12 protein-coding genes are annotated in these 15,465 nt (G+C 60.7%); 2 read left to right on the top strand and 10 right to left on the bottom strand.

Features of this window, described 5'->3' with window-relative positions:
- The first annotated feature begins 181 nt into the window (after positions 1–181).
- Positions 182–1,093: a LysR substrate-binding domain-containing protein gene (locus tag ACIPL2_RS32690; protein ID WP_401364259.1), complete on the top strand. Its 912-nt coding sequence runs from the start codon at positions 182–184 to the stop codon at positions 1,091–1,093.
- On the opposite strand, the gene ACIPL2_RS32685 is transcribed toward ACIPL2_RS32690, so the two are convergent.
- The 10 genes from ACIPL2_RS32685 to ACIPL2_RS32640 all read right to left on the bottom strand — a co-directional run bounded on the left by ACIPL2_RS32685 (position 1,013) and on the right by ACIPL2_RS32640 (position 13,170).
- The gene (locus tag ACIPL2_RS32685) at positions 1,013–2,257 is read right to left on the bottom strand and encodes an MFS transporter (protein WP_401364256.1); all 1,245 of its coding nucleotides are present in this window, start codon (positions 2,255–2,257) and stop codon (positions 1,013–1,015) included. The two genes, ACIPL2_RS32690 and ACIPL2_RS32685, sit on opposite strands and share 81 nt — an antisense overlap.
- Positions 2,258–3,087: 830 nt before the next feature.
- Positions 3,088–4,305, bottom strand: coding sequence for a YbfB/YjiJ family MFS transporter (locus tag ACIPL2_RS32680; RefSeq protein ID WP_401364254.1), 1,218 nt, complete (start codon positions 4,303–4,305; stop codon positions 3,088–3,090).
- Between the two features lie 109 nt (positions 4,306–4,414).
- Entirely contained in the window at positions 4,415–7,000 is a 2,586-nt protein-coding gene (locus tag ACIPL2_RS32675) for an EAL domain-containing protein (protein WP_401364251.1), read from the bottom strand.
- Between the two features lie 173 nt (positions 7,001–7,173).
- The gene (locus ACIPL2_RS32670) at positions 7,174–8,475 is read right to left on the bottom strand and encodes an MSMEG_0569 family flavin-dependent oxidoreductase (RefSeq protein ID WP_401364248.1); all 1,302 of its coding nucleotides are present in this window, start codon (positions 8,473–8,475) and stop codon (positions 7,174–7,176) included.
- 50 nt (positions 8,476–8,525) lie between these two features.
- Positions 8,526–8,861 (bottom strand): MSMEG_0570 family nitrogen starvation response protein, encoded by a 336-nt coding sequence (locus ACIPL2_RS32665; protein ID WP_401364246.1) that lies wholly within the window; start codon positions 8,859–8,861, stop codon positions 8,526–8,528.
- A 1-nt stretch (position 8,862) separates the two neighbouring features.
- On the bottom strand, positions 8,863–9,894 hold the full coding sequence (locus tag ACIPL2_RS32660; RefSeq protein WP_401364243.1) for a sll0787 family AIR synthase-like protein: 1,032 nt from the start codon (positions 9,892–9,894) through the stop codon (positions 8,863–8,865).
- Positions 9,887–10,447 carry an MSMEG_0567/Sll0786 family nitrogen starvation N-acetyltransferase gene (locus tag ACIPL2_RS32655; protein WP_401364240.1) on the bottom strand — a complete coding sequence of 187 codons (561 nt, stop codon included), beginning with the start codon at positions 10,445–10,447 and terminating at the stop codon, positions 9,887–9,889. Before ACIPL2_RS32655 ends, ACIPL2_RS32660 begins: the two co-directional genes overlap by 8 nt.
- Before the next feature lie 14 nt (positions 10,448–10,461).
- A complete protein-coding gene (locus tag ACIPL2_RS32650; RefSeq protein ID WP_401364237.1) occupies positions 10,462–11,544 on the bottom strand; it encodes an MSMEG_0568 family radical SAM protein in 1,083 nt (360 codons plus the stop codon).
- Positions 11,531–12,508, bottom strand: a complete 978-nt coding sequence (locus ACIPL2_RS32645) for a Nit6803 family nitrilase (protein ID WP_401364235.1) — start codon at positions 12,506–12,508, stop codon at positions 11,531–11,533. The genes ACIPL2_RS32650 and ACIPL2_RS32645 overlap by 14 nt, the downstream gene beginning before the upstream one ends.
- Positions 12,509–12,687: 179 nt before the next feature.
- The gene (locus ACIPL2_RS32640; RefSeq protein ID WP_007969977.1) at positions 12,688–13,170 is read right to left on the bottom strand and encodes an MSMEG_0572/Sll0783 family nitrogen starvation response protein; all 483 of its coding nucleotides are present in this window, start codon (positions 13,168–13,170) and stop codon (positions 12,688–12,690) included.
- A gap of 253 nt (positions 13,171–13,423) precedes the next feature.
- Here ACIPL2_RS32640 and ACIPL2_RS32635 point away from each other — a divergent pair, with 253 nt between their 5' ends.
- Positions 13,424–15,325, top strand: a complete 1,902-nt coding sequence (locus ACIPL2_RS32635) for a sigma 54-interacting transcriptional regulator (protein ID WP_401364324.1) — start codon at positions 13,424–13,426, stop codon at positions 15,323–15,325.
- Positions 15,326–15,465: the final 140 nt, after the last annotated feature.

The raw sequence follows: 15,465 nt of genomic DNA, 5'->3' as shown, positions 1-15,465 counted from the left end.
GGTGTCTGTGCACCTTCAACCTATGCCTGGCCTATGATCATGTAAAACGATCATTAATGATGTTTGTGATCTCTTTTGATGAAACCAGACGCGCGTTACTTGTCTTTACACTCCATGAAAACTAATCTCTTAAAAGTTGTTTTTTGTCATCAGTTATTGGTTTTTGAGATAGGTGAACGCGATGGATGTAACGGATCTCAAGGTGGTCGACGCGGTTGCGCGCCATGGCAGCATGAACAAGGCGGCCAGCGAGTTGAATACCGTGCAGTCGAACGTTTCCGCGAGGATTCGCTCGCTGGAAGACGAGCTGGGGGTGGCGCTGTTTCAACGCAGCGCCCGAGGCGTGCAGGTGACAGCGGCCGGGCGCCGGATCCTGCCCTTTGCCGCACGTCTTTCCAGGCTCCTGTCCGATGCATCTTGCGCCGCGCGCGACGACGGGCATCCAAAAGGTGTGTTTGAAATCGGTACGCTGGAGACGACGCTGGCGCTACGTCTGCCACGGCTGATCGCAAAGTTTGCCAAGGCCTACCCGGACGTTCGCCCGGTGATTCGCACCGGCACCACCTGCAGCCTGATCCAGGGCGTCATCGACAGCAAACTTGAGGGGGCGTTTGTCGTCGGCCCGGTCAATCATCCGGAATTGCAGAGTGAGCAGGCCTTTCGCGAAGAGCTGGTGCTGGTCACGTCCTGCGCCATTCACACCCTCGACGCGGTCGCGTCGGTCGACAACCTGAAAACGGTGGTCTTTCGCATCGGTTGCTCCTACCGCCAGCGCCTCGATTCGCTGCTGGCCAACCTGGGCATCGTCGCGCCCGAGCCCCTGGAATTTGGCTCGATCGAAGCGATCATTGCCTGCGTCTCCGCTGGCGTCGGGGTCACGCTGTTGCCCAGAGGTGTGGTGGCGAGCGCGTTGCGCGAAGGGCTGGTCAACGTGCATGAACTGGCGCCTGACATCGCCGACGTCGAGACGGTGTTTGTCAGGCGCATCGATGGCTACTTTTCCAGCGCGTTATCAACCTTTCTCGACAGCGTTCGTCTGGACGGTGACGCCCAGGTAGCGATTGCGCACCCAGCTGTTCATGCCGGCGCATAGCACCAACAAAACTGCCGTCACCAGAAACACGTGATGCAAGCCGAGATGAGCACCGATCTGGCCACCGATCAGTGGCCCGATGACCTGTCCGGAGAACTGCGCCGATTGCAGGTAGCCGAGAATTTTGCCGGTGTTGTAATCCTCGACCGAATGCCGGATCAGCTTGGCAATCGATGGCAGAAGCCCCGCAATGGTCATGCCCATGAGCCCGCGCAACACTGCCAGTTGCCACCATTGCGTGACGAACGCCTGGGGCACCATGACGACAGCGGTCAGCAACAGACACCCGACAATAACGTTCCAGCTGCCAACCCGGTCTGCCAACGCACCCAGTTTGGCGGCGGTCAAAATACTGCCCAACGCTGAACAGGCCATGACAATGCCGGCGATACGCGCCTGGCTGTCAGACGCGACACCGAGGTCGCCGATGTAGACGGTGATGATCGGTTCGATCGACATATTGGCTAACAGCACCATCATCGCGGTCATCAGCAGTGCGCCGATGATGGGCCAGTTGGAGTCAGCACCTTCAGGCCGAGTTTTCTGGTCACGTTGTTTGGCGTCCGCGACACGATCGAAATCCTCGCGAATGAACAGGATTGTGGTCAGGGCGGCGACCGCAATCATCCCGCCCCCGACGAAAAACGTGCCTCGAATGCCGACAAATTCAGGCAGGAATCCGCCCACCAGCGGCCCGATCAGGTTGCCGGACAAGGCGCCCGTGGACAAAACGCCGAGTGCCCACCCGGCCTTTTCGCGTGGGACCTGGGAGCCGATCATGACGATGGAAGCGGAGGCATAGCCACCAATGAGGCCGGCGATCAGGCGCAGTGCGACCAGGTCGGTCACGTCCCGGGCCAGCCCGATCAATGACATCACCACGGCCATGCCGATGGCCGCCCTGACCAACATCGGTTTACGACCATAACGGTCGGCCAGGCGCCCCCAGAGCGGCGCTGTAATCGCCGTACCAAAAAAAGTCGCGCCGAATGCCACGGCCGACCATTGCACCACGTCCGCCTGAGCAGTCACGCCCAATTGCTGGACGTACAGCGGTAAAAACGGCAACAACATGCTCAGGCTGACAAGCGTGGTGAAGGAACCGAAGACACACACGGCCAGGTTTCGGCGCCAATACATCAGGTTTCGATCGGAATAATTCACGGTGTCAGAGGCTCCGGTGGTGGTTCACTTCTTTAGGTTTTAGATAGGGGGTATATCCATTTCTGCGGTAACGGCGGCTGGCGGTTTCGCTCTTACAGCGAGTGACTTGGAAAAGCCCCAAGTAACCAAGGGCTTTTGCCCCGCCATTCGGTGCCTCGCTGTGGCTCGGCATGCCCTCACTCCGGCATTGCTCCGGGGGCCCGCCGCCATCGGCCATCCATGGCCGGGGGCGGCTACCGCGGCATCCTTGCCGCGGTACCCCCTGCGCAACGCCTGCGTTCGGCCTCTGGGAAAGGGGCGGCAGATCTGGAGCCAAAACAAAGCAAAGCAAAGCAAAAGCGGACGCAACATCAAAAAAACACCGCTTCCTTTAGGAGCGAGCTCGCTCGCGATGGACCCAGAGGCACCGCGTTTATTCTGTTAACACGCGCCATCATTGACGTTCTTCGCGAGCAAGCTCGCTCCTACAGGGGGATGCGTATTCCCCAATCAGGCCGGCCTACAGGCCGCCGTGCTTTTGATTTTGATGCACCGCCCTCGAGAGGCCGAGTGCAGGTTCTGCGCAGTGGGCAACCCGGCATGGATGCCGGGTTAGCCGCCCCCGGCCAGGGATGGCCGATGGCGGCGGGCCCACGGAGCAGGACCGGAGCGAGGGCATGCCGAGCCACAGCGAGGCACCGAACGACAGGGCAAAAGCGCTTTGGTTACTTTCGACTGGGCCGGCTTCCGGATTTTCGAAAGTGACTCGCCGTAAGGGCGAAACCAATACCCGCCACACCCCAAAAAACGGATATGCCCCCAATCAAGCCCCTGCCCTGCTCCCACCAACATCACGGCAATGGGCAGCGCTTTTTCGCCACCGCCACCACATCAATCACAAACGCAATCACCATCGCCGACGTGCCAATAATAAAGAGCAAGGCGTAGTTCCCATCGCTGTAAGAAAACAGGAACGACAACCCATAAGCGGCCACCGCTTGAAACAACGCAAAACCCACCGTGGCTGTTTGCCAGGCTGAACTCTGCTGCGCGGGATGATGGGCGAGAATCTCATGCACCCGCCCCAGCACCAGCGGCACGGTACCCGTGACAAACGCCCCGACAATGACGCTGGATATCATCAACCAGACGGTCCCAAGCCCGAGGGCGGGCACCGCGACGCTGAAAGCTTCCACCAGGAACGCCAACCGCAAGGCGCGACCAAATCCAATCCGGTCAGCCACGACACCCGCAAGCAGTGGCCCGACGGTCGCACCAATGCCGAAAAGCACCCAATACTGCGCCCCCACTTGAAGGCCTTCGCCCCGGCCCCGCGCGACGAAATCCACGAGAAAAATCATGTGCGGCACCCAACCGGCGGCGTTGAGCACGTACTCGACATACAGCGCCTTAAGTGTGCCGTTGGGCGCCGCGCGCCGGGCGTGCGTGACGTTGGCCACCGATGCATCGCCTCGCGGCCAACCCCGCCAGGCAATCGCGGTCAGCACCAGGGAAATTACCCCAAGACCCACCCAGGTTTCGCCTAGGCCCTGTTGCAGCAAGAGCGGCACCAGCGTTCCAGAGGCGGCAATGCCCACCCCCACACCCATGAAAATAATCCCGGCGACCAGCCCGCGCCGGGACGGCGGAACATGAGCCAATACAGCCGGAGCAGCCAACACCATCAGCGCCCCACCCGAGGTTCCCGACAGGAAGCGCCAAGCGAAGAACCACGCGAACGAAACAGGCCAGGCACAGGCGAAAAACGCGAGACTGGCCAGCAGCATCATGGCCCTGAGCATGAACACGGTTGAAGTTTTCGCCGCCATCGAGCGACCGAAAATGGCGCCGGCCAGGTACCCGGCCAGGTTGGCTGCGCCGAGGTAGGCCGCCTTGGAAGGGTCAAACCAGTGGGCGCCGATAATCGCCGGTAGCAGCGGCGTATAAGCAAACCGCGCCAGGCCGATGCCGACCAGGCTTGCAGCAAAACCGGCCACCGTTGCCCACCCGGCGCTGGTTGGCCGTACTGTCGGCTGCGCACCGGCGATTGTTTGATTCACCCTGGTCATCATCTGCCCTTCTGTTCTTCAGATAGGGCAGACATTACGCGCGCGCCTATATCTTAAGAAGCGCATTAATTAGATCAGGGTTATCTGTAATTGAGATAGCCAGCCCCACTTAAACGTTGATTCGGGTGCCTTTGCCTGATCTGACGCCCACCAAAGCATTGAACGCGGACGTCTCAAGCGGTCGGCTCAAGAAATAGCCCTGGCCTTCGTCGCACGATACAGCTTTCAACAGTTTCAAATGCTCGGCTGTTTCAATGCCTTCTGCGGTAACGGTCAGTGATAACGCACGGCCCAAGCCCACGATCGCCTGGATGATGGACTTGTCATCCTCGCTCTCACCCAGCCTGTTTACAAAGCTGCGGTCTATTTTCAGGCCATCGAAAGGGAATGTGCGCAGGTAACTCAGCGAAGAATATCCCGTCCCAAAGTCGTCCATGGCAATGCGCACGCCGAGGCGTTTGAGCGTATGCATGATCTCAAGCGCGCCTTCGGCGTCTTCGAGCATGACGCTTTCGGTAATCTCCAGCTCTACCCGGGCAGGATCGATTCCGGAGTCGAGGAGTATGTTCTGGATTCGCTCAACCAGATTGCCTCGCTTGAATTCGCTGGGTGAGAGGTTGACCGACACAAAGAGACTGTCCGGCCACTCGGCTGCGCACCTGCACGCGGTGTCGATCACCCAGTTACTCAGGGAAAGAATCAGCCCGCTTTCTTCTGCAATGGGGATAAAGGTGTCGGGTGGTATCAAACCACGCTCAGGATGTTGCCACCGCACCAACGCTTCGGCGCCGACCATCTGGCCGTCAGCAATGCGGTAGCGTGGCTGGAAATGCAGCCGCAGCTCTCCGTGGTTGATCGCGAAACGCAAGTCGCTTTCCAACCGGCGGCGTTCAATGATCTTCGCGTTCATATCGCCGGCGTAGAAGCGCCAGGTGTTACGACCTCCGGCCTTGGCCTCGTACAGCGCGATGTCCGCGTAGCGAAGCAACTCGGTCGCCTCGCAAGCGTCATTGGGCGCCATCGCGATGCCGATACTGGCGCTGACGAACACTTCCTGCTCATCAATCTGTACAGGCTGCTCGATGGACGCGATCAACCGGTGGCAGAGCGCCTCGACTTCGTCCTGGGAGCTCACATCGGTGAGGATGAGTACAAACTCATCCCCGCCGATTCGGGCGACCAGGTCCCCGTGACGAACGCAGGCCGCCAGGCGGCTCGACACCTCGTTAAGCACCTGATCACCGGCCGCATGTCCAAGCAGGTCATTCACCGGTTTGAATCGGTCAAGGTCCAGGCTGAGCATGACCAACGGTTGTTCCACCGTTGGCAGGGCCTTGAGTTTACCGTCGAGGAACTCCTGCAGCCGTGTCCTGTTTGGCAGGCCGGTCAGGGCGTCATGCTGAGAGAGGAATTCGATGCGCCGACGAGCTTCGACTTCTTCGGTGACGTCGGTTGCAGTCCCGCGAAAGCCTCCACAGGTCATTGCTCGCGCCGACAGACGCGTGATTCGCTCCTGGCCTTGATGATCGACGTAGCGGCACTGAACGCTGATATCCGGGCGCCGATTCGGCACAGTGAGCCACCCCGATACCGTGCCTGACTCAGTGCGCAGCAGATCATTCATCGCCGCCCCCACCCAAGCGTCCCTGGAGAGTCCCGTTACCGCCTCAAATCGCTCCGACAGATAGGTGAAACGCCAGTCAGCGTCTATTTCCCATACCCAGTCCGAGCTGGCTTCAACCACATCGCGAAAGCGCGCTTCACTGGTGGCGAGCGCGCTCTGACTGCTCTGCAGCGATGCATAGCTGGCGTCAAGCGCCTGCGCACCCGCGGTCGTGCGGCGCAGGATGACCCACGTCATCAGGCCCACCAACAGCGCGGCGAGGCCGATCCACGGCAACCCCAACCCCAATAATCGCAGGCCCGGCCTCGGTGGGCTCCAGTGCAAACTGCCCCCGGCACCGTTCTCGCCCAAGGGAAACACAGACGTTTTGCCAGCATCGTCGGATGTCGCGAGGTGCAGGCCATTGACCCCGTAATCCTTGCCGATCACCTCGAGTTTGGCGCTGTTCAAAAGGTCGACGAAAATCAGTACCGACGACGACCTGTCATCAGGCACCACGGTCGGGTCAGTGCCCGGCGTAATCGCCGCGGCCGTGACGAGGGCGGGCGTACCGCCAACGTCAATGAAAGCGGTTGCTGGCGTTTCCGTTGCTGCGCCTGCACGAGCCTTTTCAAGAATCGCGGCGATGGACTGCCCTAGCCATTTCTCCACTTCAACGGATTTGAGTTCACCTTTGACCACAGAGTAAACAGTGCGATTGACGTCGTTGACGACAAACAGTCCCTGGAAGCCAAAATCCGTGTAAAGCGTTGGCCCGATGTTTTGGCGTACGTAGGCCCAGTCAGTGTCGACTTCAGCATGCAAGTGTTTGTAGGCATCGCCCCAAAACGCGTAATCCTTGGCGGTCGAACGCAGCGATTTTTCCAGCGCTTGCACGGCCTTCTTCGTGTAAAAGGCACTTTCGATCTCCTCCGTACGGTCGAGATCCTGCGCAAGATAAATCAGTGAATAGCTGGCGAGTAAAAAGACGCCGGCCAAGAGCCCCACAAACTTGAACAGAGAGGCACGTGTCAACGCCACGCTTGAGCGATTGGATTGAGAGGAGACGATAGATGGGAAGTTGTTCGGCATAGATTCCCGCGGGTCGTTAAGGCAAGTCGGCTGCATATCACGCTATCGGCTGCCACCGCTGAAATGTGAGCGCCCATACGTCGCCCCGCCCCATCCGCCACCAGCGGCACCCACCCCGCACAACGCCGGCCCCTGACAGGCCCAGGCAGGTCAGGGGTCGGTGGTGACGATGCCTACCCGGCAGCCAAACGTCGTTTCGGCGAAGCGTTCTCAAGCACGCCGTCGACAATGTGCTGCACCAGGTACTGCGCATCCCGCGCCACGCCGGAGAAACGCCCCGAGCCCCACGTGTACAGCCATGGCAACCCGAGGAAGTACAAACCCGGTTGCGCCGTTACCCCACGTTGGTGGCCAGGATGACCACGACCGTTGAAGACTGGCGCTTCGACCCAGGTAAAGTCCGGGCTGAAGCCGATGCACCAGATGATGCTGGTGATGCCTTCGGCGTCGAGGTCCAGTTCGCTGCGCTCCTGCCTGGGTACCCAGGTTGGCTCATAACGTTCCCCAGCCGGGGCGTCGATCGCGTGCTGTTCGATGTACTTGTCGATCGACCCGTTGATCCGGTTGTACACCGCGTCGGCACTGTCCAGGCTTTCGCCCAGATTGCTGGCGAACTGAAGCCGGTTGCCTTGCAACCCGTCCAGACGACCAAACAACTCCATGCCTTCGCGCGCGAAGTTGCGTAAGTCAATATCGCGCCCGCCATCGCGACCGGTGACGTAATGGTTGGTGTTGTCGCGCACGCCTTCACGCAGCGGATGCGTGTCGACGCCAATCTCGTAGTAGCCCATTTCCGCCAGCCAATCGACCACGTCCTTGCCCCGATAGAAGCGTGCGCAACGCGGTGCATCACCGACGGCCAGATAGACATTGCGCCCAGCCAGGTGCAAGTCCTCGGCGATCTGCGCGCCCGACTGCCCGGAACCGACGACCAGCACATTACCGGCGGGCAAGGCCTGCGGATTGCGGTACTGTTCGGAGTGAATCTGATGAATACCCGCCGGCAAGCGCTCGGCCAGGCGCGGGATGATCGGTGTGTGATAACCGCCCGACGCGACAATCACCTGATCGGCCGTGAATTCGCCTTGCGAAGTATGGACCTCGAATCCCCCTTGGCTGCGCGGCACCACGCGTTGCACCGTGACACCTTCACGGGCCGGGGCATTGACAGATTTGACGAAGCCGGCCAGGTACTCGTTGATCTCGTCCTTCTTCATGAACCCATGAGGATCGCTGCCGTTGAAGCCGTCGGTGTAGGTGTAACCCGGCAAGGCGCATTGCCAGTTGGGCGTGACCAGACTGAAAGCATCCCAGCGCTGGTTGCGCCAGGTGTGGGTCAGGCTGTGTTTTTCCAGGACCAGATGATCGATGCCCTGTTGTTGCAGGTAGTAGCTGGCGGATAACCCGGCCTGACCGCCGCCGACGACGATCACGCTGTGGTGTGGAATTTTGATTGAAGTGAGGTGGCTGGTCATGGGGTGCTCCGGTACTGGGTAACGACAAGGGTTAAGGAAAAATCGACGAATCAGAATGAGCTCCAGCCCGCGCCGATCACTTGGCCTGCGCCTTCGGTGCGCATGCTGAGAATGTCCACCTGGCCATTGGCGTGGGCTGGATCGACCAGATAACTGGCCTGGCCCTTGAGCGAACTCAAGGTGTCCATCGCTGAACTGCAATAGAAACCCTTGACCTGCTTGACTCGTTCCGAAGCGTTGTCCAGTGCACTTTCCAGGCGTTGCAGAAAGTCTGTCAGCGGGTAACTGGCGCCCTCCTCCAGGTATTGATAGATCACGGTCGAAGGTGAATAGCCGGTCGCTTCCCGGCCATTGGGCCAGCGGATTTTGAAATTGACGGCGGGCATGTCAGTGCTCCTGTTGAGTAAGGTTCAAAGGGGTAAGATCGAGATGGGAATAGCTGAATCCGGTTAACGGCTGCTCGCGCAGGTTCCAGAAATCGCTGCGTTGCGCGCCGGACTGGACACTCAATGTGCCGCTGGCGTTAACCTGGCCTATGCGTTCGCAGCGCACGCCTTCAAAAGCAAAAGCGCTCTGCACCTGCGGCCAGTCACGCTCATCCAGCGTCATCAAAAAGCCGTAGCTGGGGAACACCTGTAGCCAGCGCGCGAGGTCGGCATCCGCAGGACCGGGCAGCGCGGATACATCGATGGTCGCGCCGCAGCCGGTGGTTTCCAGCAGCATCAACAGGCTGCCGAGAATCCCTGCGTTGCTGATGTCCTTGGCCGCCTGCAGCCGTCCCGCTTCGGCTAGGCGCGGCAGCACGTCGAGCTTGCTGCGCAGGCGCTCGGCCGGTACGCCTTCGAAGGCTTTCCAGTACGTGCTGTCGGCATGCCAATGCCCTTCAAGGTCCACCGCCATGGCGATGACCTGACCGGGCGTGACATGCAAGGTCGACAGTAATGTTTTCGCGATGCCGGTAATCGCTACCGCCAGCGCCGCCGGATTGCCCGCCGTGAGGCTGGTATGCCCACCGGCCAGCAGCAATCCGTAGGCGTCACACGCGGCGCGGATACCTGCCAGTAGTTGCTGCGCGGATCCATCGTCGTGATGCCAGTAAGCGTTGACCACCGCCGTGGCGCGACCGCCCATGGCGGTGATGTCGCTGACATTGGCCATGACCGCCGACCATCCGGCAAACCACGGTGCTGCCGCGACAAAGGCCGGCAACATGCCTTCGATCGCCAGCAGTTGAAAATGATCGCCACAGGCAATCGCTGCGGTGTCATCGCCGGGCAAGGCGTAAAGCTGCTCACGGGTCAGCACTTGTTTCGCCTTACCGATAACGGCCGCAGGCTGCTGGATCGCCTGTTTCGAGCGCATCGCCGGTGTAGTGCGCAGGCTGTCGAGCAGCGCCGCCAAATCAAACCATTCACTCATGGCGAGCCACCTTCAGCGCACGCAATAAGACCTGGCGCGGCATCAGCGGGTAGCTCGGCAAGTCCGCCTGCATCAAACAATGCGGTTGCCCGAGCAGCTCCAGCTGTTCCAGGGTTTGCCAGCACAAGCCGTGAAAATAGACTTCGTTCTGCGCCTGCACGGTCGCGCGAAAAACCTCGCAGCCCAACTCCTTGGCCCGTGACACCGCTTCGTTGACCAACGCCTTGCCGATCATGCTATGCCGCCGATACGCCGGGGCGACGCACAAGCGCCCGCCAAACCACTGGCCCGGCTCCGGCTGATAGATGCGCACCGCGCCCACCACCTGATCGGCGATCCCACAATTACCGGCCAGGGCGACGATGGCAATCGCCTGGAAATCATGGCGGTCCTTGTCCTGCACCAGCAGTTGTTGCTCATCGGAAAACACCGAGCGTCGCAGGGCGAAATAGGCCTGTTTCTCCCAGTGTTCGCTGGCGGGCTTGACCACCAGTTCACCGGCACGAAACGGTTCGAAGGTGCTGTCGACCAAAGCAAAGGCGAGATTCGGCATGGACGTTCTCCGGCTTATTCGTAGCTTTTCAGGGCCGAGCACGCGCCGCATTTGGCGCAGCCGGCGTTGATCTGATCGGAGTGCAAACCGTGACGACGCAGGCTGGCGCCGATCTGCGGATACAGGCGGGCCATCATCGCGCTGTCGGGTTTCGGGTGATTGGCCAGCGGCGTGCCATCGATGGGCACGAAGGGCACCACGAACGGGTACACACCCAGCGCACACAAGCGCTCGCTCATCTCACTGATCGCCGCTTCGCTGTCGCCCAGTCCGGCCAGGATGTAGGTGCTGACCTGGCCCCGGCCGAACACTTCAACCGCCGCGCTGAAGGCGTCGAAATAGCGACTCAGCGGCACTTCGGCCTTGCCCGGCATGATGCGCTGGCGCACTTCATCGGTGACCGCTTCCAGGTGCATGCCGAGCGACACCACGCCGCTGTCCGCCAGGCGTTGAAACCAGCGATCGTCGTCCGGCGGCTCGCACTGCGCCTGAATCGGCAGGGCCACCGCAGCCGTCACCGCAGCGGCGGACTCACACAAAATCGCCGCGCCACGGTCCGGGGTTTGTGGGGTGCCGGTGGTCATCACCATGTGCTTGACGCCATCCAGTTCCACCGCGGCTTTCGCCACTTCCGCCAGTTGCTGCGGGCGTTTGCGGGCAATGGTCTTGCCCGCCGCCAGCGACTGGCCGATGGCGCAGAACTGGCAGGAACTGCCGCGATCATTGAAGCGAATGCAATGCTGCAACACCGTGGTCGCGAGCACATCGCTGCTGTGCAGCGTGGCGATTTTCCAATAGGGAATGCCGTCAGCGGTGCTCAAACCATAGAACTTCGGCACGCCGGGCATCTGCACCTGACCGACCTGCAAGCCTTCGCGAAAGATCAGCGCCTGGCTGCCATCGGCGCTGGGCTGCGCTTGATAGGGTGAATCCTGGGAGGCTTGATTGAGGATCGGCACCATCATGGTCCGGCTACCAACACTCAGCGCCTTGTGGTCCGAAGGCCCGGCGCCACCTTGTCGCGACAAGCCGTTGTGCGCGGCAGGCCAGCGCACGCCGTGGCACTGCAACTCGGCCAGCAATTCATTGGTGTGCATGATCGAGCTCCTCGGTGGCTACCGGCACAAGGTGCGCGCTGCGTTCATGCACGTGCGCCGTGGGGGTGCGATCGATCAACAGGCTGAGCAGTTCCGGACGGCTGTAATGCCCGACCGAATCCATCATCCGTTTGCGTTTGTCGATCAGGGCCAGATCGAGGTCGGCAATCACCACGCCTTCGCCGGAACGCAGCGGCTCTCCGAGCAATTTGCCTTCGGGCGAGACGATGGCGGTGAAGCATCCGCCCGAGATTGGACCGAGACCGCAACCGGTGTCCTGCATGATCTGGCCCTGCTGATCGGCGTCCAGCCACGCGGTGGCGTTGACCACGAAACAGCCGGATTCCAGGGCGTGATGGCGGATGGTGACTTCAATCTGCTCGGCGAAAATATCGCCCACCAGCGAGCCGGGAAACATCGCCGCGTGGATCTGCTCGCCGTCGGCCATCAAGGCATAACGGGCCAGCGGGTTGTAATGCTCCCAGCAGGCCAGCGAACCGATGCGCCCGACGGCGCTGTCGATGGCGCGCAGGCCGGAACCATCGCCCTGCCCCCAGACCATGCGTTCGTGGTAGGTCGGGGTGATTTTGCGTCGATGCTGAATCAGGCTCCCGTCGGCATCGAAGAGCAATTGCGCGTTGTAGATCGTGCCGCCATCGCGCTCATTGACGCCGATGGAGACGACCACTCCCGCTTGCTTGCAGGCTTCGCCAATCGCCAGGGTGGCGGCGGACGGCACGGTGACCGATTGATCGAGCAATTTGAGGTGGTGTGCGCCCATGGAAAATGCCGGCTGCACAAACGTAAAGTACGGGTAGTAAGGCACCACCGTTTCCGGGAACACGGCGAATTGCACGCCTTGTCGACCGAGGGCGATGATCTGTTGGCAGACCTTGTCCACGGTGCCTTCGCGGCTGTAAAGCACCGGGCTGATCTGTACGGCGGCTGCGCGAATAATGGGCATGATGGGTCCTGTGTTCGTAAATTTTTGAAATCTGCGCGGTCCCCCGTGGGAGCGGGCTTGCTCGCGAAGGCGGTGTGTCATACGGCAGAGATGTCGACTGACACTCCGTCTTCGCGAGCAAGCCCGCTCCCACAGGGGCAGTGTTCACCCCAGCGGCATTGGGACAATGCCGGGGGATGTCAGGCAGTCCAGGTGTCGATGATCATCGCGCCCTCACGGCGCATCAGCAGGCGCAGGTCCATCACGTCCAGCGGGTTGATCGGGCGAATCCCTTCGATCAGGGCTTTTTCGGTCTGGCCGTACAAGGCTTGCAGGGCGAAACGGCAGGCGTAGACCTCACCGCCCTCTTCCATGAACTGGATGAGTTGCTTGTTCACCGCGAGGTGGCCGGGAAACGCTTCGGCGCCCAGGGTCGGGAAGCCGCGCTGCACGCCCAGTTGCACGCCGGGTCCGTATAGCAGGATTTTGGTTTCGAAGCCTTTGCGCAGCAGGCGCTTGGCCTGAAGCATATTGACCAGGCCAATGGAGCCCTCGAAGGCGATGGTGTGGAAGGTGATCAGGACTTTTTCACCGGGCTCGGCCTTGATGTCCTCGAAGACTTTTTCTTCGTAATTGACCAGGAAGTCGCCGTCTTTGTAATGGGGGATGTCCACGGTAGGCATAGTGTCGCTCTCCAGTTGCTTAGTGCTTGAACGCCAGCCTGGTTGGCTGCCGGGTTACAGGAGAGAGAGCGAACGCCGTGCCAGGAAATAAAATTATTTTTCGTGAAGGGCTAAGTGATTGATTAGGTTGGAAATGGCCATCTGATCCGGTTTTTCAGGGCGTTTCTGATGCTATCGGTGGATCACGCATTCCCGTAGAAATACGAATATTCGTAGCGGCCAATCACGAGATTTCGTAGCAATGAACGAAGCCATCAACGAAACAGACTCTCTCAACGGCTGGGCCGACCTGGCCTATTCGTCGCGGCACATGGTGTTCGAGCATTGCGCCGAAGCCATCGCGCTGCTCAATCCGTTTTCCGATCGGTTAGGCGACCTGAATATTGCCGCCTGCAAGCTGCTCGGTTACCCGCGCCAGGAATTGCTCGCGCTGCCGGTGAGCAAGCTGTTCGGCCATCAATTGGCCGACCTGATCGTGTTCACCCAGGCGGTGATGGACAAAGGTCGCGGCTGGACCGAAGAGTTGAGTTGCAACTGCAAGAGCGGCGAACGCATCGAGCTGGAAATCTCCGCCACGACTTTGCAGATCAAGGGCGAGCAACAGCTGATCCTGGTGATGCGCGAGCTGAGCCATGAGAAATACCAGCGTGACCAGGCGCATACCGAGCGCACCATGCGCGGCGGGTTGATCGAATGGCGCAACATCCTCAACCTGTTTCAGGAAAGTGAGCGCGACAATCAGTTGCTGCTCAGTTCCGTGGGCGACGGCATCTACAGCATCAACAGCGAGGGCCTGGCCACCTTCGTCAACCCGGCCGGCGCGCGCATGCTGGGCTGGGAACCGCAGGACATGATTGGCAAGAACATCCACCGCATTCACCACCACACCCATGCCGACGGCAGCCATTACCCGGTCGAAGAGTGCCCGATCTACAAAGCCGTGCGCGACGGCGTGGTTCATGAAGGCCGCCAGGAAGTGTTCTGGCGCCGTGACGGCAGTTCGTTCCCGGTGGAATTCACCAGCACCCCGGTGATTTCCGATGGCCGAATCGTTGGCGCGGTGGTGGTGTTTCGCGACATCACCGAGCGGCGCAGCACCGAAAACCAGCTGCAAAATGCCCTCGATGAACTCAAGGTGCTCAAGGACCGCCTGGAGGAGCAGAACGCCTACTTGCAGGAAGAGATCCATATCGAACACAACTTCCGCGAGATCGTCGGTCAGAGCGAGCCGATCCTGAAAATCATCAGGCAAATCGACGTGGTCGCCCCCACCGATGCCAGCGTGCTGATCAATGGCGAGTCGGGCACGGGCAAAGAGTTGATCGCCCGCGCGATCCATCAGGCCAGCCGCCGCAATGCCAGCCCGCTGATCCGGGTCAACTGCGCAGCGATCCCTGCCGAATTGTTTGAAAGCGAGTTCTTCGGGCACATTCGCGGTGCCTTCACCGGTGCCGTGCGAGACCGCGTCGGGCGTTTTGAACTGGCCGATGGCGGCACGCTGTTTCTCGATGAAATCGGTGAAATTCCGTTGGAGCTGCAAAGCAAACTGCTGCGGGTGTTGCAGGAAGGCCAGTTCGAACGGGTCGGCGAAGAACGCACCCGCAAGGTCGATGTGCGGATCATCGCCGCAACCAACCGCGATCTGCGCCAGGAAGTCGCAGCGAAGCATTTTCGTGAAGACCTGTATTTCCGCCTCAATGTTTTCCCGATCCAGTCACCGGCGCTGCGTGAACGTCCGATGGATATCGCGCCTCTGGCGGCGCACTTCCTCAAACAGACCGGCAAGCGTCTGAACATGCCCGGGCGGCGCCTGCGCAACAGCGATATCGAGCGACTGCAGAGCTACTCCTGGCCGGGCAATATCCGCGAGCTGCAAAACGTCATCGAGCGCGCACTGATCACCTCGAACGGCGCCGACCTGAACCTCGACCTGCCCGATGAACCTAAAGCTGCCATCACCCAGCAGCCCTCCTCTTCATCAGCAATCATGACCGACGCGCAGATACGCGAACTGGAACGCAGCAACATGCAGGCCGCGCTCAAGGCGGCCGACGGCAAACTGTTTGGCAAAGGTGGCGCCGCCGAACTGCTCGGCCTCAAACCCACGACATTGGCTTCGCGGTTCAAGCGCCTGGAAATCAAGCTGGACGAATAGCCGCAACACCTTCCCGTAGCAGCTGTGGGGGGGGGGGGGGGGGGGGGGGGGGGGGGGGGGGGGGGGGGGGGGGGGGGGGGGGGGGTGGGGGTGTGACGGGGGTGGGTGGTGTGGGGGGTGGTGGGGGGGGTGGCGGTGGG

This window comes from Pseudomonas sp. NPDC086251 (genome assembly GCF_044746405.1).
In the GTDB taxonomy this organism is placed as follows: domain Bacteria; phylum Pseudomonadota; class Gammaproteobacteria; order Pseudomonadales; family Pseudomonadaceae; genus Aquipseudomonas.
This window is presented reverse-complemented; position numbering and strand designations above follow the sequence as displayed.

Coding starts and splice junctions, on each gene's coding strand:
- ACIPL2_RS32690 (WP_401364259.1), top strand. CDS start 182: ATGGATGTAACGGATCTCAAGGTGGTCGACGCGGTTGCGCGCCATGGC.
- ACIPL2_RS32680 (WP_401364254.1), bottom strand. CDS start 4,305: ATGACCAGGGTGAATCAAACAATCGCCGGTGCGCAGCCGACAGTACGG.
- ACIPL2_RS32675 (WP_401364251.1), bottom strand. CDS start 7,000: ATGCCGAACAACTTCCCATCTATCGTCTCCTCTCAATCCAATCGCTCA.
- ACIPL2_RS32670 (WP_401364248.1), bottom strand. CDS start 8,475: ATGACCAGCCACCTCACTTCAATCAAAATTCCACACCACAGCGTGATC.
- ACIPL2_RS32665 (WP_401364246.1), bottom strand. CDS start 8,861: ATGCCCGCCGTCAATTTCAAAATCCGCTGGCCCAATGGCCGGGAAGCG.
- ACIPL2_RS32660 (WP_401364243.1), bottom strand. CDS start 9,894: ATGAGTGAATGGTTTGATTTGGCGGCGCTGCTCGACAGCCTGCGCACT.
- ACIPL2_RS32655 (WP_401364240.1), bottom strand. CDS start 10,447: ATGCCGAATCTCGCCTTTGCTTTGGTCGACAGCACCTTCGAACCGTTT.
- ACIPL2_RS32650 (WP_401364237.1), bottom strand. CDS start 11,544: ATGCACACCAATGAATTGCTGGCCGAGTTGCAGTGCCACGGCGTGCGC.
- ACIPL2_RS32645 (WP_401364235.1), bottom strand. CDS start 12,508: ATGCCCATTATTCGCGCAGCCGCCGTACAGATCAGCCCGGTGCTTTAC.
- ACIPL2_RS32640 (WP_007969977.1), bottom strand. CDS start 13,170: ATGCCTACCGTGGACATCCCCCATTACAAAGACGGCGACTTCCTGGTC.